At 33.6% G+C, this 25,906-nt stretch carries 23 protein-coding genes, 1 pseudogene and 1 riboswitch; of the genes and pseudogenes, 6 read left to right on the forward strand and 18 right to left on the reverse strand.

The window, feature by feature from the left end; all coding sequences use genetic code 11:
* The first annotated feature begins 166 nt into the window (after positions 1-166).
* The 4 genes and pseudogenes from AMD00_RS10340 to AMD00_RS23700 all read left to right on the forward strand — a co-directional run bounded on the left by AMD00_RS10340 (position 167) and on the right by AMD00_RS23700 (position 1,588).
* Positions 167-1,024, forward strand: a complete 858-nt coding sequence (locus AMD00_RS10340; protein ID WP_053416999.1) for a PhzF family phenazine biosynthesis protein — start codon at positions 167-169, stop codon at positions 1,022-1,024.
* Positions 1,005-1,178, forward strand: a complete 174-nt coding sequence (locus AMD00_RS23540; RefSeq protein ID WP_169786347.1) for a hypothetical protein — start codon at positions 1,005-1,007, stop codon at positions 1,176-1,178. Before AMD00_RS10340 ends, AMD00_RS23540 begins: the two co-directional genes overlap by 20 nt.
* A pseudogene (locus AMD00_RS22870) lies at positions 1,153-1,402 on the forward strand (transposase); the annotation flags it as partial. The gene AMD00_RS23540 and the pseudogene AMD00_RS22870, both read left to right, overlap by 26 nt.
* Positions 1,379-1,588, forward strand: coding sequence for a transposase (locus AMD00_RS23700; protein ID WP_053417000.1), 210 nt, complete (start codon positions 1,379-1,381; stop codon positions 1,586-1,588). The pseudogene AMD00_RS22870 and the gene AMD00_RS23700, both read left to right, overlap by 24 nt.
* Before the next feature lie 272 nt (positions 1,589-1,860).
* Here the strand turns inward: AMD00_RS23700 and AMD00_RS10350 are convergent, their stop codons facing one another.
* Together AMD00_RS10350 and AMD00_RS10355 are read right to left on the reverse strand one after the other, a co-directional pair.
* Positions 1,861-2,430, reverse strand: a complete 570-nt coding sequence (locus AMD00_RS10350; RefSeq protein WP_053417001.1) for a dihydrofolate reductase family protein — start codon at positions 2,428-2,430, stop codon at positions 1,861-1,863.
* A gap of 472 nt (positions 2,431-2,902) precedes the next feature.
* A complete protein-coding gene (locus AMD00_RS10355) occupies positions 2,903-3,979 on the reverse strand; it encodes an undecaprenyldiphospho-muramoylpentapeptide beta-N-acetylglucosaminyltransferase (protein WP_053417002.1) in 1,077 nt (358 codons plus the stop codon).
* 123 nt (positions 3,980-4,102) lie between these two features.
* Here AMD00_RS10355 and AMD00_RS10360 point away from each other — a divergent pair, with 123 nt between their 5' ends.
* Positions 4,103-5,479 (forward strand): MATE family efflux transporter, encoded by a 1,377-nt coding sequence (locus tag AMD00_RS10360; RefSeq protein ID WP_053417003.1) that lies wholly within the window; start codon positions 4,103-4,105, stop codon positions 5,477-5,479.
* A 30-nt stretch (positions 5,480-5,509) separates the two neighbouring features.
* Here AMD00_RS10360 and AMD00_RS10365 read toward each other — a convergent pair whose 3' ends face one another.
* The 15 genes from AMD00_RS10365 to AMD00_RS10430 all read right to left on the reverse strand — a co-directional run bounded on the left by AMD00_RS10365 (position 5,510) and on the right by AMD00_RS10430 (position 22,490).
* Positions 5,510-6,598 carry a Ger(x)C family spore germination protein gene (locus AMD00_RS10365; RefSeq protein ID WP_053417004.1) on the reverse strand — a complete coding sequence of 363 codons (1,089 nt, stop codon included), beginning with the start codon at positions 6,596-6,598 and terminating at the stop codon, positions 5,510-5,512.
* Positions 6,565-7,617 (reverse strand): GerAB/ArcD/ProY family transporter, encoded by a 1,053-nt coding sequence (locus tag AMD00_RS10370; RefSeq protein ID WP_053417005.1) that lies wholly within the window; start codon positions 7,615-7,617, stop codon positions 6,565-6,567. Before AMD00_RS10370 ends, AMD00_RS10365 begins: the two co-directional genes overlap by 34 nt.
* Positions 7,614-9,032: a spore germination protein gene (locus tag AMD00_RS10375; protein WP_053417006.1), complete on the reverse strand. Its 1,419-nt coding sequence runs from the start codon at positions 9,030-9,032 to the stop codon at positions 7,614-7,616. The genes AMD00_RS10370 and AMD00_RS10375 overlap by 4 nt, the downstream gene beginning before the upstream one ends.
* Before the next feature lie 122 nt (positions 9,033-9,154).
* Entirely contained in the window at positions 9,155-9,883 is a 729-nt protein-coding gene (locus tag AMD00_RS10380; protein ID WP_053417007.1) for a CAP domain-containing protein, read from the reverse strand.
* A 199-nt stretch (positions 9,884-10,082) separates the two neighbouring features.
* Positions 10,083-10,976, reverse strand: a complete 894-nt coding sequence (locus AMD00_RS10385; protein WP_053418256.1) for a CobW family GTP-binding protein — start codon at positions 10,974-10,976, stop codon at positions 10,083-10,085.
* 100 nt (positions 10,977-11,076) lie between these two features.
* Positions 11,077-12,588, reverse strand: coding sequence for a lmo1851 family serine protease (locus AMD00_RS10390; RefSeq protein ID WP_053417008.1), 1,512 nt, complete (start codon positions 12,586-12,588; stop codon positions 11,077-11,079).
* A 275-nt stretch (positions 12,589-12,863) separates the two neighbouring features.
* A complete protein-coding gene (locus AMD00_RS10395; RefSeq protein ID WP_053417009.1) occupies positions 12,864-13,745 on the reverse strand; it encodes a DMT family transporter in 882 nt (293 codons plus the stop codon).
* Positions 13,746-13,855: 110 nt separating this feature from the next.
* Positions 13,856-14,602, reverse strand: a complete 747-nt coding sequence (locus AMD00_RS10400; RefSeq protein ID WP_053417010.1) for a helix-turn-helix transcriptional regulator — start codon at positions 14,600-14,602, stop codon at positions 13,856-13,858.
* A 667-nt stretch (positions 14,603-15,269) separates the two neighbouring features.
* Entirely contained in the window at positions 15,270-15,716 is a 447-nt protein-coding gene (locus AMD00_RS10405; RefSeq protein ID WP_053417011.1) for a YtoQ family protein, read from the reverse strand.
* 29 nt (positions 15,717-15,745) lie between these two features.
* Positions 15,746-17,521, reverse strand: coding sequence for an aminopeptidase P family protein (locus tag AMD00_RS10410; protein ID WP_053417012.1), 1,776 nt, complete (start codon positions 17,519-17,521; stop codon positions 15,746-15,748).
* Between the two features lie 158 nt (positions 17,522-17,679).
* Positions 17,680-18,588, reverse strand: a complete 909-nt coding sequence (locus AMD00_RS10415; protein ID WP_245639494.1) for an alpha/beta hydrolase — start codon at positions 18,586-18,588, stop codon at positions 17,680-17,682.
* 1,386 nt (positions 18,589-19,974) lie between these two features.
* Positions 19,975-20,109, reverse strand: coding sequence for a hypothetical protein (locus AMD00_RS24150; RefSeq protein WP_281173054.1), 135 nt, complete (start codon positions 20,107-20,109; stop codon positions 19,975-19,977).
* Between the two features lie 59 nt (positions 20,110-20,168).
* Positions 20,169-20,816 carry a peptidylprolyl isomerase gene (locus tag AMD00_RS10420; RefSeq protein WP_053417013.1) on the reverse strand — a complete coding sequence of 216 codons (648 nt, stop codon included), beginning with the start codon at positions 20,814-20,816 and terminating at the stop codon, positions 20,169-20,171.
* Positions 20,817-21,392: 576 nt separating this feature from the next.
* Positions 21,393-22,097 carry a purine-nucleoside phosphorylase gene (deoD, locus tag AMD00_RS10425; protein WP_053417014.1) on the reverse strand — a complete coding sequence of 235 codons (705 nt, stop codon included), beginning with the start codon at positions 22,095-22,097 and terminating at the stop codon, positions 21,393-21,395.
* Positions 22,098-22,268: 171 nt separating this feature from the next.
* Positions 22,269-22,490, reverse strand: a complete 222-nt coding sequence (locus AMD00_RS10430; protein ID WP_053417015.1) for a YozE family protein — start codon at positions 22,488-22,490, stop codon at positions 22,269-22,271.
* 120 nt (positions 22,491-22,610) lie between these two features.
* On the opposite strand from AMD00_RS10430, the gene AMD00_RS10435 reads away from it, so the two are divergent.
* Positions 22,611-24,458: a methyl-accepting chemotaxis protein gene (locus tag AMD00_RS10435; RefSeq protein ID WP_053417016.1), complete on the forward strand. Its 1,848-nt coding sequence runs from the start codon at positions 22,611-22,613 to the stop codon at positions 24,456-24,458.
* A 172-nt stretch (positions 24,459-24,630) separates the two neighbouring features.
* Here the strand turns inward: AMD00_RS10435 and AMD00_RS10440 are convergent, their stop codons facing one another.
* Entirely contained in the window at positions 24,631-25,560 is a 930-nt protein-coding gene (locus AMD00_RS10440) for a tetratricopeptide repeat protein (RefSeq protein WP_053417017.1), read from the reverse strand.
* Positions 25,561-25,731: 171 nt separating this feature from the next.
* Positions 25,732-25,836, forward strand: a riboswitch (SAM riboswitch).
* The last annotated feature ends 70 nt before the right edge of the window (positions 25,837-25,906 follow it).

Here is a 25,906-nt window from a genome sequence, read left to right on the forward strand (position 1 = left end):
AGCCTTCACAAAAGTGAAGGCTTCAGACTGTAGACAAACTATTTTTGGAGAGTTCAGATGCTAAAAAATAGTTTGTCTCTTGCTTTATGGCAAATTTATCCAACAACATTTATACGTAGTGCTTTCTATGCTACAATTTACTATAAGTGAGGAAGGAAGGTGTCTTATGAAAATATCCGTTTATGTTGCAAGTGCATTTAGCAAGGATCATAAAGGCGGAAATAAAGCAGGAGTGGTATTTATTGAGAATACATTGACCACTACTCAAAAAATGGCAATAGCCAAACAATTGGGCTATGCGGAAACCGCATTTATATCAGAATCTGAAATTGCTGATTATAAATTTGAGTATTTTACACCAAAAGAAGAAGTTGATTTATGTGGTCATGCCACAATTGGCTCTTTCGCGATACTGATGCATTTAAATAAACTTTACAGGAATCGCTATACGATTGAAACGAACAGCGGTGTTCTTACTATTACCATAAAAGATGACATCATATTCATGGAACAAAATAAACCGATATTCTATGATGTTGTATCTCCAAACGAGTTCATCGACTGTTTTGACATTAAAGCTATAGACAATAAATACCCAATTCAAATTGTCTCCACGGGCTTAAAAGATATTTTAATTCCTATAAAAAGCGAAACACGATTACATACACTGCAGCCTAATTTTGAAAAAATTAAAGAAATCAGCAAGTATTATAATGTTGTCGGTATGCATCTATATACTTTTAATGACAATCGAATTATATGCAGAAATTTTGCTCCACTATACGACATCAATGAAGAAGCAGCAACTGGAACTTCAAACGGTGCATTAGCTTGCTACCTTTATGAAAAGCACAACTTGCAAAAAGAAGTCTATGTATTTGAACAAGGTTATTCTTTACACTCCCCTTCCGAAATATTAGTTAAATTAGCCACCAATAGCAAGAATGAAATAGAAAAAGTTTATGTTGGCGGCAAAGGATATTACTGTGAAACTAAGTGTTTAAATGTTGAAAATATTGAGTGAAAATAAAAAAACACCGAATAAAAAGGTTGAGAAAATAATTTCTCAAACTCAGACTGTAGACAAAGTATCTGATTATTCGATACTTTGTCTTTTTTTCTTGGTAAAATGGAGAAAAGGAGCTGATTTAGATGTTGAAAAAACAAGATATGAGTAAACAGATCAAATTGGTTTTTATTCTTTAGATGATCTAGTTCCACAGGAACATTTGTTAAGAGATATTGATAAGTATGTTGATTTCAATTTATTTATGAATTAGTAGAAGATAAATATGATGAAAATAATGGTAGACCTAGCTTAGATCCAGTTTTATTAATCAAGTTACCATTAATTCAATATTTATATGGTATTAAGAGTATGAGGCAAACAATAGAACGATTATTTGGAACAGCTAAAGAATTTCATGGTCTTCGCTATATGAATATGATTGGTAAAGAAAAAATGCACATGAAAATTGGGCTTACTTTTGCTGGTCTAAATATAAAAAAATTAGCAAAAATCCTGAAATTAAGAGACCAAAAGGACTCTATTTTTTTTGCCTATTTCTGTGTTTTAATTCAAAAATAGAGAAATAGATAAAAAAACAAACACATTATTTAATTGAACAATGTGTTTGTCTTCAATCTGAAGCCTTCACAAAAGTGAAGGCTTCTTTTTTCTCTTAGCTCTGTTAAAATTTAATGTTAATAATTTTATATTTTTAAGGGAAAAGAATTTTTATAGGGGTTCCCTTAATAATGCAATAACTCACACTATAAATTAGTAGAATAAGTGATATCTACTATCGTGTATTACCTTTTGATGTTCATGACAATTTATCATTGTAATGAACGAAATTATTAATCACCTTTCAAATGATAAATTAGTTGCACAACGCCAGAAGAGAACGTTTTTGAATTAACCACTTTTAAATTTAACCTCTGTTTTATATCAATAAACATCGGTTTTCCTTCTCCCAAAATAACTGGGTGAATAGATAATCTAAATTCATCAACAAGCCCTAAATTTATAAAAGTTGTAATGAGACTTGCTCCGCCATATAGCCAGATGTCTTTACCAGGCTTATCCTTCAATTTATTTACTTCTTCAACAATATTTTCATTTATAAATATTGCTCTATTATCCGTTTCTTTTTGCGTTCTGGAAAACACATATTTCTTTTTACTATGAACCAATTCCCAAATTTCTTTTTCGGTATCAGAGTCTTTAGTTTTTGGAATATATTGTCCCCATAGATCGTAACTTTTTCTACCATAAATAATAGTATCAATTTGATTCAAGAAATTAGTGAACCCCATATCAGGGTCCATAATGCACCAATCAACTTCTCCATTTTTCCCTTCAATAAAACCATCTAAAGTAACTGCTAAATCTAAAATTATTCTTCTCTGTTTTACGTTATTTGACATAACTTTTTCTCCTTTTATCATTTTTCTTCTGCCCCAATATTCAAGTTACTGAAATCCCCAAAATAATCTGCCCCTTTGAATAAGGATTACAGAACTAATTTAGATATTCGCAGGCTATAGTAAGCATCTGTCATTTCAATACCATTTCAATACAATTGAGGTTTAATGTTCAACATAGCGTTTAACTCATTGAAAGACTTGTTCTTTTTTATGTGGTAACTTGTCGATATACTTTAACAAGTCTAAAAGTTTTCTCACCTTAACACCCCGAATACCCGTTCTCATCCTGATTTTAACAAGTATTCAGGGAGGTATCAAATATCAACATTTACTTTTTTCAGAGCCCTGCTCTTAAAAATTCCATAAGCTATTAAATTCATAAATCCCCTCTTTTTTCTACGTAAAAAGGACATTAACTATATTAATAGTTAATGTCCTTAATATGAAGCTATCTCAGTTAGAGATACTTTCGTTATTTAGCATAATTTAATATCAACTCTACCATTTCATCTGGTGTTTTAGGAGATTCGGTTTCTCGCATTTGCTTGATTAAACCTTCTTTATGTTGCTTAAGGCTAAGTAGAGCTTCCATAAATGTTTTATTCGTTAAATCATCTTCTTGTAAAACTTCAGCTAAACCTTGTTCAAAAAATAGCTTAGCGTTTAGAATTTGATCGCCACGTGATTTTTGAAGGGATAACGGAATCAATAACATTGGTTTTTCTAAAGCTAAAAACTCAAAAATAGAGTTTGAACCCGCTCTTGATACGATTAGATCAGAAGCATGTAATAGATCTGGCAATTCTGTCGTTACATATTCAAACTGCTTATAGCCAGGCATATTCACTAAAGCTTCATCTATATGCCCTTTTCCGCAAAGATGAATAACATTGTGGTTTTCTAAAAGTTGCACAATATTAGCGCGTACTGCATCGTTAATAAATTTAGACCCTTGGCTACCACCCATAATTAGGATTACTTCTTTTCTTTCTTTAAATCCACATAATGCTAAGCCTGTTGATTTTCTTCCTTCAAATAAAGCCGGGCGAATAATTGATCCCGTGCAAGAAGCTTTTTCTGCTGGTAAATGCTTAAGCGTTTGTTTGAATACTGTGAAAATATGAGAAGCAAATGGTAATGATAATTTATTGGCAAGACCTGGTGTAACATCAGATTCATGAGCAATAACTGGAACACCAGCCATTTTTGCTGCCATTACAACAGGTACTGATACAAAGCCGCCTTTAGAAAATATCGCTACTGGTTTTAATTTACGAATAATCGATAATGCTTGTGCAACACCTGCTAAAACTCTGAACGGGTCTGTAAAATTCTTCATTGAAAAATAACGTCTTAATTTTCCGCTTGAAATTGCATGATATTGGAGGTCAGGAAATGCCTGGCCGATAATTTCTTTTTCAATACCCTCTTTTGAGCCAATATAGTGTACCTCATAGCCTTTTTTAAGGAAAGATGGTATTATAGCCTGATTGAGTGAAACGTGGCCAGCTGTACCCCCACCAGTTAATATTATTGTTTGGTTCGTCATTATTATTCTCCTATTCTGCTAGAACAATGTATGAACTGCTTTGGATTTATTAGAACAGCTACTTATTTTACTATACGAAATCACAATAGAAAAGATGTCAATTAATACTTGGAGGCGAATTACATGCATGAAACAACTACGATGAGAGCGAAATGGACAGTCATGCTGAAAATTGTGTTTCCGATCTTAATCACCCAAATTGCTTTATATTTAATGTCGTTTTTCGATGTCTTAATGTCAAGTAAATATAGCACTGCTGACTTAGCAGGTGTTTCCATTGGTTCTTCGATTTGGTTGCCTGTTTATACAGGTTTATCAGGAATTCTGTTATCCATAACACCTATTGTAGCACAATTTGTCGGTGCAAAAAGGCAGAAAGAAGCGACATTTTCAGTTCAACAAGGTTTTTATGTTGCCATTGTATTAGCAATTATTATTTTTGGACTATTAATGGCCGGCATTAATCCCCTTCTAAATGCGATGACTTTAGAGCCTGAAGTACAACGCATTGCACATGATTATTTGATTGCTATGAGCTTTGGATTAATTCCTTTATTTGTTTATAGTGTACTACGATGTTTCATCGATGCTCTTGGAAAAACTAGAATATCGATGTTCATAACTTTACTAGCTACACCTGTCAACATTTTCTTTAACTACTTATTAATATTTGGTAAATTTGGCTTTCCTGAGCTTGGAGGAGTCGGCTCCGGGGTTGCTTCAGCCATCACTTATTGGATAATTTGTGCTGTGGCTATTGTCATTACGATGAAGGGGCAACCATTTAAAAACTTTAAATTATATGCCAGTTGGCCAAAAATACACTTCGCAAAATGGCTCGAAATATGTAAAATCGGGGTACCTATTGGCTTATCTATTTTTGCTGAAACAAGTATATTCTCTGTTGTTGCAATAATGATGAGTAATTACAGCACTGCTGTAATTGGTGCACATCAAATTGCGATGAACTTTGCAAGCCTTACCTATATGATGCCTTTGAGTATAGCAATGGGTGCAACTATTTTAGTAGGTTTTGAGGTTGGTGCTAAACGATTCAAAGATGCACGTATTTATAGCTATATATCAGTAGTGACGGCAGTTATTTTCAGTTTCATTTCTGCCACTATTTTAATCTTTTTCAGGGAACAAATAGCCGGTGTATATTCAACTGATCCACAAGTACTCTCTCTGGCAACACAGTTTTTAATCTACGCAGCTTTCTTTCAATTGTCGGATGCAATACAAGCGCCGGTACAAGGGGCTTTACGTGGGTATAAGGACGTGACGATTACATTCATAATGGCAATGATATCCTATTGGGTAATTGGATTACCTCTTGGCTATGTTATTGCAAATTATACAGATTTAGGTCCATTCGGTTACTGGATCGGTCTTATAAGTGGTCTTACAGCTGGTGCTATTACATTGAGCTTCCGTCTTATTATTGTTCAACGGAAAGCGAAAAAAGAGTCCCAAGAAACCTCCTCTATTGCTTTATAGAGGAGGTTTTTTCTTCTAATAGTATAGCTATTACTGTAGGATACCCGTTCTTTCAATTGTGATTTTCATCTCAGGCTTTAATGTTAATTGTGCAAATTTCTCACCCCAATTTTTATCCCATACTTTTGGGTGGAACGCACGCACTTTTAGACCAACTCCTAATGGATCTGACTGAGCATCTTGTAGTTTTTTTAGTACTCCTTCAACATCCTCTTGCACTTTTTTTGTCAAAAATTTATCTACGTCTTTCCTTACAATATTCTTGTATAACCTATCATGAGGATATTCCTCAATATTCACATTTAAATTGTATTTTAAATGCACTGTTGCAGTTGTTCCCTTCTCCTCTATTTTCCATTTTTTCTTCACTCTAATCACATCAAGAGATACAGGTAATTTCTTCCCATCCTTCTCCCACATATACGTTATTCTCGCATTAGTTCCTCTTTCACCCATTAACAAAGTGAGCAGTAACGATTCTTTCGGATCTAAAACGGTGCCCGTAAAAACTTGTTCTTTAAAGAGAGCAAGTCCTGCAGCTATAGGAGTGCCTCTTTTCTTATCTTTGTTAAGATATGGCAATACTAGATCTTTACCTTTTTCAAGTATTAACAAGCATACCTTCTGAAGTGTCATTTTAGGAAAAATACTATTTCTTTCAAAACTTTCAATAAAGCGTTGATAATACTCACCAACATCACTTGGTAGTTGATGTCCTATATCTACAAATTCTTTTACAGAACCATCTGTTAAAGCAACTTTTGCTGTTATTGGACTTTGTGGATTACGAAAATAAATGTCAAGATAATCATAAAGTGGTGTTGTAGCACTTTCTTGATTGATTAAAAGTGTTGATAGTTCTGATAAATCAAGAGTTTGTTCAACTTTCAAATCCGCATGATTCCGCACATCTCTTGCTGATGTACCCAATCCTTCAATAACCACATATTTTGTTGGATCACTTGGGGTGGTTGGGTAAGCATAGTAGCCTTTCAAGTCACCAATATGCCCATCAATGCCAGCAAGAGATACAACAGACAAGTTTTTATACAGTCGTTCATCCCAACAACCAACGAGCAATGTACTTACTGCGATGATGATGAAGACTCGTTTAAACATGGCTGCTTCCTCCTTCTGTTCATAAAAACAATAATAATCGGGAATACAATAGCGAATGGAATATATCCGTAGTGAAGATTATCTCGAATTTTTTCAATGAAATTAACTCTTAAGAAGAGTAACGGTAGGATAACAAATGCCAAATGTAATAAAACGATTTGTAATTGTGGATGTTTTCGCTTTTTTGAAAAATGAACAACTCGAATCGATAAACCTAATAATGTAACATTAATAATACTCCAAGTTAGCCAAATATAAATAAAGAAAATATCAAGTCGCTTAACAAATGTAACTTCTTCGGATTTCAAAATGTACATGATTGGTTCAGGTATAATTCTAAGTTCTTCAAGTGAGAAATAAAGTTGCGCACCTACAACAGAGGCTATAGAAAAAGTTCCTATAATCAATTGATAGAGCACTAATGGCTTCCATTTAATAATCTGACCTTTTTTAACGAATACTCTGAAGATAAAGTAAAGTTCAACACCCATATAAGCAGTTTGAGATTTTTGAAAACCTAATAGCCATTGTTCCCCAGAACTTGTTCCGATCGGGAAAACATTTGTCCAAACTAAATTACCAGTACTCATAAAAATAAAAATAAGAAATATCACAATTAACGGCAGTAGAATAACACCTAAATTAACAGCCGTTTCGGGTTGACTTAAATTAGCGTAAAGAGAGACTGAAACAATGAGGCAAATTACCAAATAAGTCGGAGTACTTGGGAACCCCCAGACAGCTAATGTATAGTCGATATAAGCCAAATAACTGATGCACAAAATAATCCACCATAATTTATAAAGTAAAGCAAAAAAAGCGTTTAACTTTAACTTTTCATAAAATTTTTCATAAAATAGCAATTGAACGAAATGAAACAACGTGAATACTATAAAAATCAACCAAGAATCTCTTCCGCCACTATTAATAAGTTCTGTTTGAAAAGAAATATATGAAACACCCGTTTCAACAATGAAAAGTAATAAGAAAAATTGAACACGTGACAGTTGTAATTTCATTGTTTCTCCTCATACCCTTTTGGTTGGAATGAAGTAGGTTGGGCTTTCGCTTTATAAAATGGCGTTCTAAAGAATATTTTTTTGAATTCTGAGGGTTGAAATGGTACAACAGGTGAGAAGTATGGCTGATTTATTGATTTTAAGTTTAATAAATGAATAAATAAAATGAGTACCCCGATTGTGATGCCAAAAAATCCAAACAACGATGCTGCAAACATAAAAGGAAACCGTAATATACGCACAGATGTATTTAATTCATTTGATGGAACTACAAAACTAGATATAGCCGTTAAGGCAACTATAATAACCATCATATTGGAAACTAACCCTGCATTGACAATAACTTCACCAACAACGAGACCACCTACTATCCCAATAGTTTGAACGACTGATTGTGGTAAACGAATACTGGCCTCTCGAATCAATTCTATTATGATTTCTAATATTAGTGCCTCAATTAAAGGACGATAAGGAATTTCACTAACATCCATTTTCACTTTTTTACTTAGCTCTAATGGAAGTATTTCAAAATGAAAACTAATGATAGCAATATAAAAAGCAGGCAAAAAAACCGCTGTAAAAAAACTCATCAAACGTACTATTCTATAAAACGAACCTACTAAAACACGTGAATTGTAATCATCAGGTGATTGATAAAATGAAAAAAACGTAACAGGGGCAATTAACGCTGTCGGTGAAATATCGCTTATAACAACTACTTTTCCTTCTACTAAATTACTTACAACCCTGTCAGGTCTTTCAGTATTTAGAAGCTGTGGAAATGGAGAATATATTGAATCTTCCAAGTAGTCCCCTATCAACCCAACACTATATAAAACTTTTGCATCTATTTCATTTAGCCTTTTTTCTACTTCTATGAGTGTTTCTTTTTTTACAACGTTACTAATATATAAATAATATATTCCTGTATTTGTTTCTTTACCAATTTTCATTTGCTTTACGACTAATTCTGGAATATGTAGACGCTTTCGAATAAGTGCCATATTCGTATCAAAGTTTTCTACTAGCCCTTCATGAGATCCTCTAATAATATGTTCATTGACAGGTTCATCAGGCGTACGATGTGCAATTTCTGGTAAGTTTATACGAACTACTTTATTTTTGCTAAGTAAAATAATAAGTGTCTCTCCACCACAAACATAACCAACTGCCTTTTCCATATCAAATAATTCTATAGTGGAAGAAACGGAGTCTGGCCATTTCGCTGCTTCTTGCTCAGCTTGAAATTTAACAACATCCAGTTGCTCTTGAACATCTTTTTTATTTAGCAGGGAACTGTAATAACAAATAACAGCGAATGGCTCACCTGGCCAATCAATTTCGCGAGCTACAAAATCTGCTGAGTTATAAAAGGTCTTTTGTAGTTGCGATATAAATGTTTCAATTTGCTGCATTAAGTCGCCCCCTTTTTGGATTAGTATAGGAAAGTTCAAATGAATTTAATCGACCTTTTATAGTTTAGAATAAAAAAACCAGCTCTCAAAATTGAGAGCTGGTTTACTATATATACTATTCTTTATTTTGCTTTAATAAATTGTTGTGTCCAGTAGTTACCATTAGCAGCATAACCTACACCAATATGAGTAAATGTTGTGCTCATGATATTAGCGCGGTGACCTGGTGAGTTCATCCAACCTTTTACAACTTCTTCTGGTGTTTTTTGACCCATAGCAATATTTTCTCCAGCAGCACTGTATTTAATCCCAAGTGCTTTCATACGGTCAAATGGTGAACCAAATGTAGGACTTGTATGTGAGAAATATTTATTTTTTTGCATATCAAGAGATTTCTCTCGTGCTGCACCCATCAAAGCTTTATCTGATTTAAGAGCAGCTAGTCCTGCTTTTTGACGCTCAACATTAGTTAACTCAATAACTTTTTGTTCGAATTGATCTACAGTTGATGATGTAGAGTTATTTGAATTTGATGAATTGTTACCTGAATTACCTGTATTGCCGTTTGATGAACCGTTGCCTGAGTTACCTGTGTTACCATTTGATGGTTTGTTCTCTGGTTTTGAAGTAGTGCCACCTGATGGTTTACTTGTATTGTAATTATCCTTATAAGTGTATTTATTTGTTTTACTATTATACTTATAAGTTATCTTACAAGGCTTAGCACCTTTATATGTTGTTTGCGTTTGCTTCACTGTGTCTGATGCGTTTGTAGAAGCTGAAGCTTCCGCAGTTCCCGCCTGTACGCCCATTAGCATAACGAGACTCATTGGTAATAACCATTTTTTCATGTTTTATTCCTCCTTGTCTGCAAATATCGTAACGCGGGATTTTTGTAATAAAGTGTCCAATTATTGCTACTTTGTCCAATTAAGAATAAAAACGCCTTAATTTCAATCAAGAACAGGCTATGAAATTGTGCAAATTTAGCAATCTATCGTTTTATTACTAGGAGGATTGGGTTGACACCCAAAATAATGAACATTTATATTACAAAGTACCAACAACTTCGAGTTCATTCACATTTTCACCAATGATAACGATATTAGGTGACATCTGCATATATTCAGGCATCCATTGAGTTAAACCATATGCATATTGAAAGAGCATTGGATTTTTCATACCTTTAATAGGTACATACCCCTTCATACGATAAATAGTTGAAGGAATTGTTCGAAGCCACTCTTCAAAAACTTCTTGTTCTACTGGTTCAGTGAATGTCACTAAGCGAGAACTTAAATGCATTTGACTTATTGGTGCTGATTCAATGTTAGTTGGGCGAGCTGTTGCATGTAGGCTTTGTAAATACTTTAAAGGTACTCGACCATTAGTTGTTTGTAATAACTGCGCATGAGGATTTAAAGATTGAATTTCAAATGTTACTTTTGCTCGTTCTTCTTCTGTTAGTAAATCTGACTTATTGGCTAGGATAAGATGCGCATGTCGGATTTGTTCTAAAAACAGTGACCGTACTTGAGGTGATAATTGATCTCGTTCTAGCCAGCGTTTACTATCTGCCACTGTAACGATTCCCTTAATATTCAATTGGTCGGCAAAAAGAGGCGAATATACAGCATCTAATGCCTCCACTGGATGTGCTGCCCCCGTTGTTTCAATAATGAGTACATCAAACTCTGATTCTGCTAATAATGTTTGTATTTGCGCTTCTGTCTTTTCTGATCCTGAGCAACATATACAGCCATTTAACATTTCTTTTAATGGAACATCCTCTTCCACTGCTTGTGAATCAAAATTTAATTTGCCTAGTTCATTCATAATAATTGCTGGTTTAATATTTTGTTCTTTCAATTGACGGATTACATCTGTCATCATAGATGTCTTACCGCTTCCTAAAAATCCACTAAATAGATATACATCAACCATGTAAATCATCCTTTCTTCTATATGAACGCATGAAAAAGCTGACCTCCTAAGACGGTCAGCTCTTCATACATTTCTTTTTGTCACTAAATGTGATTTTATATTATTTTGAACTGCTCTTTTGTTTCATTAATTGCTTAGCTTTTAATAACTGTGGATCGTCTTTTTTGATTTTCTGACGAAGCTCTTCCATTAATGCGTATGTTGATTGACCTTTTAAAACGCCAGTTTCTTTAAGTTTTTGGTCTTTTTGGAATGCCATAACTGCAGCTTTTGTAGATGCATCAAATAGCCCATCAACTTTACCAGGTGTGTAACCTACTGCTTTCAACATTTTTTCAGCAGCCTTCACTTGATCTGATAAAGAACCTTCTTTCATAACTTTGTCAGGATCAAGATACGGTAATGAAGCATAAGAAGGATAATCTACTTTAATAGTTGGTTTAATACCTTTTTCATGAATCCAGTTACCTTCAGGTGTTAACCATTTAGCAGTTGTAAATTTCAAGTTTGAACCGTCTTTTAAGTTACTAGCAGTTTGAACTGTTCCTTTACCAAATGACTTCTCACCAATTAATGGGATATTAGCAGATTCACTAAGGGCACCAGCTAAAATTTCAGAAGCAGAGGCACTACCGCCATCGATTAATAATGACACTGGTACTGTTACTTTACGACCACCTTGTGCTTCAATTACTTCTTTTTTACCAGTTTTGTCCTCTATTTGCATAACAGGTTCACCTGTTTTAACAAATAAACTAGCGATATTAACAGCTGAATCAAGTAAACCACCTGGATTTTGACGCACATCAACTACAAGTGATTTCATTCCTTTAGCTTCCATGTCATCAAGTGCTGTTAATAGTTCTTTATATGTGTTATCAGAGAAAGTTGTAATTTGAATATGCGCAACTTTTCCACTTAACATTTCACTATAAACTGTTTCAATCGGAATATCGTCACGAACAATTTTCATCTTAACTTTTTTCTCACTATCACCACGAACAATTTCAAGTGTTACAGATGTTCCTTTTTCACCACGAATTAATAATACTGCTTCAGAAGATGTCATCCCTGAAATACTTTTACCATCAACTGTAGCTATAATATCATTTGGTAAAATCCCTGCTTTTTCAGCCGGTGAGTTTTTAATCGGTGAAACAACTACGATATTGCCACTTTGCTCTTGGATTTCAGCCCCAATACCTTGGAAGCTAGAAGAGATACTTTCATTGAAATTGGAAGCTTCCTCAACATTCATATAATCTGAATAAGGATCCCCAAGTGCTTCAATCATACCGTTGATTGCACCATTTACTGCTTCTTCTGTATCAATGTCTTTGTAATAGTTTGCTTTTAATTCATCAAATGCGTTAAATAGTTTTTGGAATTCTGTATGAGTCGGCGTACGGACTTCTACAACTTTTTTCTCTCCAAATGTTAGCGCAAAGATTGTTAAACCAGAAGTAAATAATATTAAAACAATTACCATCATAATTAACGCAAAAGGTTTAATACGTATGTATTTACCAGCAGGCTTTACATCTTCTAATTTTTCTTGTTCATCGGTAGGTAATTCATTTTTTTCTGGTTCCACTTTGTTTTGCTCGTCCATTCATTTCACCACTTTCAATCTTCAAGTGTTTTAAACACTAATACCATAATATAGTACGGCTCTTTCAACGTCAATCAAGCCCTTTCATAGAGGTTGAAATATCATTATATGTATTAACTCATTTAACTTATTTGAACTATAAATTGAGTATACAGGTGAATTTTGTGGCTTTGGATTTAATGATCCTGATGAACATTGATTAAGTGCCCTTCAATATCCTTCATCCAGGACAGTAAATCACAAAGACCACCTTCAAAAGGTGGTCTAATTAAATTCTAATTGAATTTTTTGATAGATTTGATTGCAATATTCCCAGAAAGTAATAAGCCTGATAGAACTAATACAGTTGCAATAATATCATAAAATGTAATAATTTCATTTAGAAAGATGGCCGCCAGTACATAACCAAAAATCGGAGTAAGAAATAGCCAATTATTTGCCCTAACTGCATCCTGCTTCAACAAGTAAAACCATAGCAACATCGTAGCGATTGATATTACTAACACTAACCATATTAACGATCCGACTAAATAATAATCCACTTTCAAAAAGTATGTATCTTTTTCTAGTATAAATGTTATAGGAATTAATACTACTCCCCCTATAAGCACTTGCCATGTATTAATTACAATATTCGGTAGGTTTAAATTAGCTTTTTTAAAATAAACACTCCCCACTGCCATTGATATCATCCCCACCCCTAGAATAAGTAAGCCTATCCCTTTCACTTCACTGTGTGAGATTGATGGCCAAATAGCTATTAATAAACCAACAGCAGCAACAATCATCCCTATCCATTCTTGTAAAGAAACTTTTCTTTTCAGCCAAATGTAGGAAAGAAAAGCAACGATAAAAGGATTAGTAGTAACAAACAAATTAAACAAACCTGCAGATACATAATTTAACGCCCAGAACGATGCGCCTAAATAAATTGTAGTATTCAAGAGTCCTAAAACAAATAAGGTTTTCCATTCCTGTTTCGTTGGCCAAGGATACTTTTTACTAATTAAATAAACAAAAAGAAATAGTAATATGCCTGCGATTAAAAATCTACTGGTAGCCAGTAACATGGGGGTTGTAGAATATAAACCAAATTTTGTAGCTATAGCTGCAGATGACCATAAAAATGTAAAAAATAAACCCACTGCTGTTTTCATCTTCTCGCTCCTTAAAACAAATAATCTTTGAAATGACCTTAAATCAAGATCATAACTAAGTTTTACATACATTTGATGAGCGATTTTTTCTGAATATCAGATTTTTTTAACTAGATGTCGTATACTGAGCATTCTCTATTTTTTTGTCTCTGATTTTTTCGATACTGACTCGGTGTTATCCCCTCATGTTTTTGGAATAATCGTGTAAAGGAGGATTGATGTTCTAAACCAACTTGAATAGCAATATGTAAAATAGGTAATTTTGTATCTCTCAGTAATTCTTTAGCTTTTTTCATACGTACATCTTGTATATATGCTGTAGGTAATTGACCAGTCTCTTTTAGAAACCATTCAGAATAATATGAACGGTTGTAATGTTCAAGAGCGGCAAGGTCATGCACTGAGATATTTTCATTATAATGTTCATGGATATATGTAATGGATTTAGCTTGTTGTTCTTGTATTAAACATCTAGAAATATAAGGATACAGTTCTTTTACAGCAGATCCATTCCATGACTGTTGTTCAAGCTCATTTAGTAAGAGATATCGAATCCCTTTCCATTGATTGTTTAGCTCATATGATAACTCCCCATTTTGCAATTGCCTCTCGTTGAGCATAAAATGAGGGATATCTAATACTAAAAACTCATTACGTTCAACGGAATGAAATGTATGATGACATTCAGGAGGAAGAAAAAATATTGTTTTAGGATCCAGTAAAAGCTTTTTCGACTCTGTTTTTATAGAGAGTTCTCCTTGGAGAGGGAGAATCAACTGAGCAAAACGATGAGAATGCTTTTCTTGAATTGAAGTATAAGTTCTTCGCTCTGCTACTATTTCTCTAATCGGTTCCATTGTCAATTCCTCCAATTTATCCAGTTTTCTATTATTTTGATTTTATGCAATTAAGTAGATTCTTATAATATGGTCAATCTACGAAAATATTATGATTTAAATTGTGGGTTGTACATATTAAACAAAAAGACCATCAATTTTTCATATGGTCCTATTCCTAGAATTACTTATGTTCAATTTACTGATATAAATAAAAAAAAGCAAGAGACCGTTTCAATACCATTTTTTTAATGGTCATTTTAAGGTTACTTGCTTTTTTTTATTTCTAATTCCACTTTTGTTATAAATAATCTTTGTGCCACTTAACAACGGGATGGGATTCTACTTTGAAAAAGAAACAAAAAAAGGACTATATAATCCTGATGGCAGGGTCAATCGTTGAGAAGTTTTCGTTTTTAAATATGCTATTTAATAAAGCAGCGGAATGAGGATATATTGAGAAAAATCCATGTAGTGAATAATAATCGTGCCTACCTCTAATATAATCGCGCTCAAAAGACCAATAACAATACCCATTTTTAGTTTCATCCATCATGCTCCCTTAATCATTTGTTGTAATTTATCGTAACAAGTGATTATGTCAAACAGATGTTATACAAATTGATTGTCTTCTATTTAATATAAAAACCCCAAAATTAAAATATTTCGGGGTTCAGTTTAGATTTATTTATTTTTCATCAAAAATATAAGCTAATACTTTTACTGCTTGATCAACCGTTTCAACCGTAACATTGGCTTTATTCGACAGCTCTTTTAATGGATGATGCAGATTCTCTGGGCGAATCACGATTAAGGGTTTGTCTAGTGCAACAGCTGCACTTGCATCCATCGCTGTATTCCATTGCTTATACTTCTCTCCAAACAAGGCGATTACGACATCCGATTTTCGCATTAAAATCTGCGTTCTAAAGTTATTAATCTTAGATGCAGTTTCATCTCGATAAATCGCATTCGGCTGTTCACCTAATATTTCTTCTCCAATAAAATCAGAACGATCATGATTTTCCATAGGACCGACGAAGTTTAGAGGAATACCTAATACTTCCGCTTTTTCCTTTAACTCCTGGCGCCAATTAGAATGAATTTCTCCAGCTAAGTAGACTGTTAATTCCATGTTAAAGCCTCCTCATAATATGAACTAATTTAGATTGCTTTTGTTTCTTCTTTTAGCCACGCACACTCTTCTTCATTTAAGTAAGGTGACAGTTTTGCATATACTTCTTCATGGTAATCATTTAACCATTGTTTTTCACTCTCAACTAACAGTTCTGTGTTAACACCCGCTAAATCGATTGGGCAATATGTGATCGTATCAAATTTCATAAATTGACCGAACTCTGTTTTTTCGTCTTCAACAACGACTAATAAGTTCTCTGTACGAATACCATATTCACCTTCAAGATAAATACCTGGTTCATTTGTAATAATCATGCCTCTATCTAAACGTACATGATTCGTATTTCGGATGCTATGTGGTCCTTCATGAACATTTAAGAAAAAGCCTACACCATGTCCTGTACCGCATTTATAATCGATACCATGTTGCCATATTGGTTGTCTCGCTAAAACGTCTAGATTAGCACCTGAAGAGCCATGTAGGAACTTCACTGCACTCAATGCAATAAATCCTTTTAATACTAATGTGAAATCTCTTTTTTGTATTTCTGTAAGCTTACCTAAAACAATTGTTCTCGTAATATCAGTTGTTCCATCATAGTACTGGCCACCTGAATCGATTAAGAACAGCCCTTCATTTTCAAGCGTAAACTGTGTTTCTTCAGCCGCTTTATAGTGCATCATCGCTGCATGTTCTTTATAACCTGCAATCGTATCAAAGCTCGGTCCAACAAAGCCCTCTTGCTCACTTCTGAAAGCTTCTAGTTTTTCCTCTGCAGCAATTTCTGTTACCTCACCAGTACTAACCGCAGATTTTAACCATTTAATAAATCTAACGATCGCTACACCATCTTTAATTTGAGACCATTTCATGTTCTCGATTTCAATATCATTCTTAATAGCTTTTAAATCTGTTGTAATATCTGTACATTCAACTTTTTTAGTAGCGCTGTTAATCGCATAGTAGAAGCTACTATTTGTTTTATTTGCATCTAAAATAATTGTATCTTCGCTTGAAAGTTTACCTAGTACTGCATGGATTTCTTCCGTTGCTTTCACTTGAATTCCTTGCGCCTCAAGTTCTGCTTTAACCTCTGGAGATACTTTGCTCGCTTCAATGAATAAGAAACAATCTTTATCCGTTACAATTACATTCGCAATGGCTACTGGATTGTTTGGAACATCTACGCCTCTTATATTTAACAGCCATGCAATATCATCAAGTGACGTTAAGATATAATAGTTTGCATCTTTTTTCGCCATTTCACTTCGAACTTCAGTTAATTTTTCAATTTGAGTTTTACCGGCAAATTTCACATCATGCATAAAAATTGCGCCTGTAGGAATTTCTGGTCTGTCTTCCCATAAGTCTCCTACTAAATCTTGATTCATTTTTAATTTGATATTTTTCGCTTTAAAATCAGCTTCCATTTTTCTAACCATATTAATAGAGAATACAGTGCCATCAAAGCCTACTGTATTTCCTTTTTTTAGAACGTCCGCAAGCCACTCTGAGTACGCTGGTACACCAGGATCAGCCATTCTAAACAATCTGATTCCAGAGTCCGCTAATTGGCTCACAGCTTGAATATAATATCTACCATCTGTCCATAGGCCAGCATCATCTAAAGTAATTACTACCGTACCCGCTGAACCTGTAAAACCAGAAATCCATTCTCTAGATTTCCAATGATCTGCTACATACTCACCTAGATGAGCATCAAAACTCGGGACGATATACGCATCTATTTGATGTTCCAACATTTTTTTTCTTAACAGGGCTACTCGATCTTTAATATTCATTCCTAATACCTCCATCAGTCTAGTTTTGTGTCTTCACGATTATATAACTATGTAGTTCGTAAACTATTCAGTAGTTCTATTTTTCAGAATTCACTAAATATAATCATACATCTAAATTAGATCAAAGTCCTAACTTAAATGAGGCCTACCAAAATGCGTTAGTTGAATATGGAATTTATTTCTTTAATTGATTGAACTATAATATCGGGTCTATCAAAATGTATTGAATGACTTGCTTCTTTTGCGATTATAAATTTACTATTTGAAGTAAGATTAACTTGGTTCATAATAAGTTCTTGCCACTTTTCTTCAAATAACCTTAACTCGGACTCTGGTAAACCATCCATTGTGCCTAACTGAATGTTATGCTCTTTATCTCGGCAAATAACGATTAATGGTATATCAGGATAGCATACCAATTTCTTAATAATATCTCCGTCTTTCTTCCAATTACTAATTTCAGAATGCATTGCTTTGTATAAAGACGGATTTATCTGGAAATTTATTAAGCGTTGTTGAATATCATTCGGTAGTAGCTTTTGTTTTTCAGTTAGAGTAGGCTCAATAACTTTACTTAATTCTTCACTTTTCATTTGAGAATAAGCATGACATTTTTCCATCCAAAATTCATCGGTTGACCCTTCATTTAAAACAGGTAAATCCAAATCATCTAAATCCTTTAAATCAACAGAAGTTGAATCTACTAATACTATTCCAGCAACCTTTTTAGGATACTCTTTCACAAAATGCTGTACATTTAACCCACAATAGGAATGACCAACTAGTATGACTGGTTCAGATATTTCAAGTAATTGTATCATCTTACTTAATTCGTTAACGACTGTTTGTGTATTACGGACTTCATCACGTATTTCACTTGTGCCTAGCCCTGGTCTATGAAACATTATTACTCTATTTGTTTTACTTAATGACTCTGTCACTTCGTACCATTCATCGAATGAGCAACCCATTCCTGTAAGGATAATTATTGGTGTGCCCGCTTCTCCCTTTTGAAGTATCTCAATCTTTTTTTGATTAATTATTAAAAATTGACGAATTTTACTCACCCTTTGCGTAAAACTATTTAAATTAGTTTTCTTATTTAACTAACCTCCTCAACGCATGTTTACTATAAACACCCTTTTTCTTGCACTACACTGCGCTTTAGTACAATAAGTTCAACAAAAATAGCGTTAATCCTTCTTTCAACGACATTAACTCATTAAAAAAACGCCAAGACCCTTGTATATCAACGGTTTAAGACGTTTTATTAAAAGCGTAAATTCAGGTTAGTTAATAGACTCATCTTTTTCAAATCTATTCCTCCTTTTTTTCACACGTTTATAATTCGTATTTCAACATTCTTTCTAATATATACGCTTAGATGGAAAGAACATTACAGACATTACCATTTATCAAAAAATATCTAATATATAATATTTAACTTTTTCACTCTCTTCCTTTTTCTCATGTTCAACTATCCTGCCCCGTTAGTTCAAGAAAGAAAAAAAAGAGCTGCATATGCAACTCAATGATCTTCAAGTAAAGCCCCCGTTAGTTTAAGCGAAATTCTTCACAAACTTTAATTTATATATTAATTCACACCTAATATATAGATTAACGCTCACCTGAAGCTTTTAACTAGAACTATTCCAACTATTAGAAGCCCCCACTTTAGAAGGGTATTATCTGTAATAAATATTAGGAGAACTACACTAATGATTGGGACAGTTAGTTCAATAAGACATTGTTATGATATTGAAAATACGTTTACGCTTTTCCCTCCTAATATTATTTTCTTCTCCATTACCATTCCTATATTTTTAGCTACTTTTTGCGAAACGACATTCTCAGGCTGAATTAAAGCGATAAATCTTTGTTTATTTAGATTTTTTTTATAAATGATTTAACCTTTCTTTAAGGATGATAATTCTAACTATCATCCTTTGTGACTATTGCTACGCTCTTTGGTCGTACTATACACAATAGTATTTTCGAAAAATCTTTTGTGATATGAACTGCAATATGTCTACTTGCTAAATGTGTATGAAAGATTGTCGTGCATATCTGAACTTCTTCATTAAAGCTACTCTTGCTGCACATTTTTTATCAGATGTTCATTCAACATAGCGATGAAACCACTGAATCTGCTTAAAAAGCATCTGAAAAAAGTTGCTTTTTGTTTTGTCTTAAGGGTGAATTGTATTACAAAGAGGATCTAGAGCCTTAGAAAAAGCGTGGTATTCAGCTTTTAAACCTTCGTCAGACTCAATCGAACTGTATTTACTGAGTTAAACCAGTTTAATTAAGTGACTTTAGCCTTCTTGGATCAACGCACCCTTTAACAATCTTTTAATAAAGCTTACGAACTAATGTTTCCTTTTTACATTTCAACCTAAACTGAAAAAGAGCAGTAGATTCATCCGTAGACAAATCTCCTACTCATAAGAAACTTAAATTGAACCAATGGACGAAGCTTCCCCTTCAATGGTTTCAACCATATCACAATGCTCGTTATATAATACCTGAGTAAAAATACGTTCTCCTACTTCCCCTATACTAATAATCGTATTCATTGTTTTACACAAAAGAAAACCCTCACATAAAGTTATGGGCCTATTTCAAGGAGGGAAATCTATTGAATTTATTATTTTTGTACTTCTGGCTTTGGATAATCGAAGCCTTTCGTATCTACTTCAACCTTTTTCATTTTTTGTTCCTTCAATGGTTTATCTGAATCGTTGCGCTCCGCATTAACGATTTCATCAACAACGTCCATACCTTCTGTTACTTTACCAAAGGCCGCATACTCACCATCCAATTGATCAGAAGTATCCACCATGATGAAGAATTGTGAGCCTGCAGAGTTTGGATCCTGTGAACGTGCCATTGATACGACACCACGCTCATGTTTTAAATTATTTTCAAAGCCATTTGATAAGAATTCACCTTTGATCGCATAATCTGGCCCTCCCATACCATTCCCAGATGGGTCGCCACCTTGTACCATAAATCCAGGAATAACACGATGGAAAATCAAACCATCATAGAAACCTTTTTTCACTAATGATACAAAATTCGCAACTGTATTTGGTGCTACTTCCGGATCTAATTCCATAACGATTTTTTGATCATTTTCCATTGTAATTGTGACAACAGGTTTTTCCTTTACCTCAGAAGCATAGCTAGATGTATCCTTCACCTTTTCATCATCTTTTGATGTACCACAGCCTGTTAAAGCAATTACAGCCATTATGCTAAGCACTATAAACACTAATTTCGATCTTGCAAACATCTTTTTATATCCCCCAATCACATGTTTCTTTTCTTAAAAACTATATCATAGGAGACTAGAAAAAGAACACATGAACTAGAATTAATAAAGAACTGGGGTACACGAAAAGGACTCAGTATAACCTAAAATCCTATATATATGAAAAACCGTCTGAACTGCTCACCGATCTTTTGGGGTAGAACGTAAGTACCCGTGGGATTTGATCCCGTTAGCAACATATTCACTCTCTACTTATTAACACATGATTGTTCAAAAACCCTACCCCTTTATATCGTATAATAAGACATAAATAAAGCTTATACTTTTGGACTTAGAAATTGTGAACTCTTTTATTCTGATCTACACCTTTAGTTGAATAAGAAAAAAAGCCGGCTGAATTGCTCAATGACCTTCTACGATAGCAACTACGTTAATCAAAAAATTAATTGTAAAATTAGTATTTCTGTACTGAAAAATTTTTAAAGAACAACTAAGACAAAAAGAAAAAGCAAGCAACCTTTAAAATGACTTCTAAAATTAGATTAGTCATTTTTGGTCACTTGCAAATTTCTTCCGAACTATAAATCTTTGATACAATTAGTCTTGAATAGCTGCTTCTAATGCAACAACCATCATGTCATTAAATGTTAATTGACGTTCTTCCGATGTTGTTACTTCACCAGTAATGATATGATCACTTACTGTTAGGATTGAAAGTGCTTGACGGCCATATTTAGCTGCTAAAGTATAAAGTGCTGCCGACTCCATCTCAATTGCTAAAACTCCGTAACGAGCTAATTTTTCATTTTGGTTTTCTTCACTATAGAACATATCAGCAGTAAAGATGTTACCCACTTTTAAATTAAGACCTGCTTCTTTCCCAGCATTATATGCTTTTAAAAGTAAATCAAAATCAGCTGTTGGCGCAAAATCTAAACCATTGAAAATGATTTCATTCATTTTAGAATCAGTAGAAGCACTTTGAGCAATAATGACGTCACGAACTTTAACATCTTTTTGAATTGCTCCACATGTACCTACACGGATTAACTTTTGAACACCGTATTCTTGCATTAATTCGTTTACATAAATAGAGATTGAAGGTACACCCATACCAGTACCTTGTACCGATACACGTTTACCTTTATATGTACCTGTATATCCTAGCATATTACGTACTTCATTGTAGCAAGTAACATCTTCTAAATAAGTTTCTGCAATGTACTTTGCACGAAGTGGATCGCCAGGTAGTAGTACGATGTCTGCGATATCGCCTTGTTTTGCATTAATATGAATACTCATTAGTATCACTCTTTTCAATAGTATTGTTATTCATCATATTTCAATAATTTAGCTATGATGTTACAAGCATTGTACCAAGAAAGTCTGACCTCTGACAAATATTATCTTAAATATAATTAGAAAAACCTATATTTATCATTTTATCCATTTTTTGTTTAATTATTACTTATTTTAGTTATATTTTAACTCATATAAATACCAAAGTTCATCAAAAACGCGCGCACTCATTTCTTCATCCACTTTTTCTTCGATATATCTCGAAAGTATATGAAAATCTGTTGACTGTTTAGGAAAGCTATGATCGTGAAAAGCCGCTTCTGCAAACATAGACTTCTCATCATTTTTTCCACCACCACGAAATGTTTGTACATAACTGTAGAACGATTGATTCATAAATATCTCCCTCCTAATAGTTACTTAGTAATGATTTATTTTTCAAAAAGTATAGAATATTCTCTCACAAAGAAGTAAAATGAACATAATTCAATAGAAATATGGAAAGTTGGTGACAAATTGGTTAAAAAATCGAAAAAAGATAATGAAAATGTAAAGAGACGTAAAAATCAAAACGCTAATAAGTCATCAGTTTCAATGGCTTCATTTTTCAAATTGAAAAAGAAGCAAAAAAACATTGAAGTTCAAGGACCTATACAGTCGAACTTTTTCCGAATGATTCGTGGCCGCATCATTATTAACTTCTTTATACTCATCATTATTCTATCAGCAATGCTTGTTGTTTCCTATTCAAATATGTCTAACCTCCAAAACGAATTAAAGGTGTTCACAGGGAAAAATCTAGTAGAGCAGATGAAAGTAAATAGTTTAGCAGCGGATATTGCGAAACTATCAAACTCTGAACAAAGTTATATTATTACGGGAAAAGATAATTTCTTAAGACAATATAGTCAGGATAAGGACCGCATTGAAGCAAATTTATTAGATCTACAAAAAATATTCTCTGATCGTAAAGAAGAGCTAGACCGAATTACTTCCATTGACCAATTTTATGACAATTATATTCAGTATTCGAAGCGACTGATTGATACACGTCAAAAATCAGGTCTTGAAAATGCTCAAAAACTTGTTCTCGCTGGAAATGGCAAGACAGCAATGGGTTATATAGATGTGCATATTGAAATGATTAATGAAGTATTAACTAAGAAAAACAACGAACAAATCAAATCACTCGAACAACAAACAGAAATTGCAATGATAATTTTCTTAATTTTAACAATATCATCTATTATTTTGACTATTGTAACGGGTACCATATTGTTCCGTTCAATTAAACGCAATACATCTGCAATTAATACATCTATTTTAGATATCGCGCAAGCTAATGGTGACTTGACAAAACGCGTAAAAGTAAAGACAAAAGATGAATTCGCAGAAATTGCCAATAGTACAAATGTGTTAATCACATCTATCTCAGCATTAGTAAAACGCGTGAGTACACTTGCCGAGAATGTTTCAGCTAGTGGACAACAATTAATGGCTTCAGCAGATGAAAATTCGAATATTATACAATCAATTGCTGATACAACAGGCGAAATCGCTGAAGGTAGCGAACAAACAATGCTACGGATGAATAATGCAGTTCAAAAGATGAATTTATTAGAAGAAGCGGCTCGTTATTTAAGTACTGATGCTGAACATGTAAAAACAGCTACTGATCAGATGAAGGTCGCCGCTGAGCATGGCGGTAAAACTGTCGAACAGTCATCAAATGTTATGATGTTAATAGAAGAAACTATGGCCAATACGACAGAAACCGTTGAAGCACTAGGCAAAAAATCATCCGAAATTACTTCCATTATTCGTACAATTACTGATATCTCGGAACAAACAAACTTACTTGCTCTTAATGCAGCCATTGAGGCGGCCAGAGCTGGTGAACATGGTAAAGGATTCGCTGTCGTTGCAAATGAGGTTCGAAAGCTAGCTGAACAATCTCAAAAAGCAGCACGTGAAGTAACCGGAATCGTTTCATCAATTCAATTAGAAGTACAAGCTATTGTCACACAAAACCATGATGGTGTACAAAACGTCATCCGTGGTGTTGAAGTGACAAATGAAACAAATGCTTCTTTAGATAAAATTATCAAACAAACAAACGAAACTGTAGCCATTATTAACAAGATGGTTGGTCAAATTGAACAAACTTTAAGCTATAGCCAAGAAGTGGCTGTATCCTTTATAGAAGTAAATCAAATTGCTGAAAATACAGCTATGAGTACAGAGCGTTCTGCAGCTTCTGCAGAAGAAGGCTCTGCATCAATGCAAGAAATTACAGCGTCAGCGATAGAACTTTCTCATCAGGCAGATGAGTTAAGAAAAGTGGTTGGGGAATTCAAAGTATAGTTTTTTCCACTAAATGACTTGCAAACTCTAATGAGTTTGCAAGTTTTTTTATTCCCGACTATTGATTTCGATTAATTAGAAATTACTAAGTTCATTCCGTTATTCCCTACCCTACACCAAATACTTTATATAAACAAAAATGACCGGAGATAGTATCATTTCTCTCGGTCACTTACATATTTACATATTCATCATACGTTTTATTACCATGTAATTTGCAGCCGAAAAGATAACATTGAGAAACATAATATGGCTCGAAGAAAATTCTAGGACGGTAACCCTTCAAAATTCGACCAATCAGTGTATTATATTTTTCATTTGTATGTTGCAAGTCCATAATGGATTCTTCTAGAGTTTCCTCTATACACTCTTCCTCCATTGCCCTCGCTTTACTTTCTATAATTTCATTAGTCGTTTCTGTTTTCATTTGGTATATAATATCTGCGGCTTCTTCTACTCTACCTAATTGAGTGAGTGCATAAACATAATGTTCTACCCAATCATACGACCTAACAATTTCTCTCCATCCTATTTCAAATAGAGGAAGTGCTTCATCAAAATAGTTAATTTGTGCATAAATTTCAGCCACATTTACTTCACCCATATAATTTTCATCATTTGCATTAACTTTTTTCAGCGTATTAAGTACCGAATCATGATCGTCTAACTGTAGATATGAAACCATTTCTGCATATTTCAAAAAATCGCCATTAGTTGCGGACTTTTTATAATGTTCTGCTGCCTTTTCAAAATTGTTCATATTAAAATATGCTGCTGCTAAGTTCGCATGAACTACTTCGGTATCTTTCATCTTTAAAGCATATTCTAAAATCCTGATGGCTGAAATGTATTTTTCCATTCGTAAATAAATTTCGCCAAGTAAAGCAAAAGGAAAATAATGCTTTGGCTGTTTTTCAATTGCTTCAGCTAAAAGAGGTAAAGTTTTGTAATATTCTTCTGTGTCTTTTATATAAAAACATGCTAAGTTATGAAGAGATTGTATGTCTCTTTTTTCCATTACTGCTTGCTCTAGCATCAATTGAGCTTCGTCAAATTTAAATTCTAGTAATAACTGATTAACAGCTATGTTATTTAAATTCATCCTGTCACCTTCCAATTCAACTATGCAATAATAGCATATTCATATAAAATTATACCACTTATAGAAATTTATAAACTTTTCAAATTATCTTTGCTTCATAATAAGGTTGATATTATCATCTTCACATGGTAAAATTTCATTATTATTAACTTTCAAACAATTGAATATTCTTACTTATCAAGAGAGATGGAGGGACTTGGCCCGTTGATATCTCAGCAACCACCCTAAATGCGGGCAAGGTGCTAATTCCAGTAGACGTAGTCTTGTAGATAAGGAGATTGACTTCATATTTTGAAGGCCCTCTTCCTTAGAGGGCCTTTTACTTTTTAATAAAGGATGATGACAT

This window comes from Viridibacillus arvi (assembly GCF_001274945.1).
Classification (GTDB): domain Bacteria; phylum Bacillota; class Bacilli; order Bacillales_A; family Planococcaceae; genus Viridibacillus; species Viridibacillus arvi.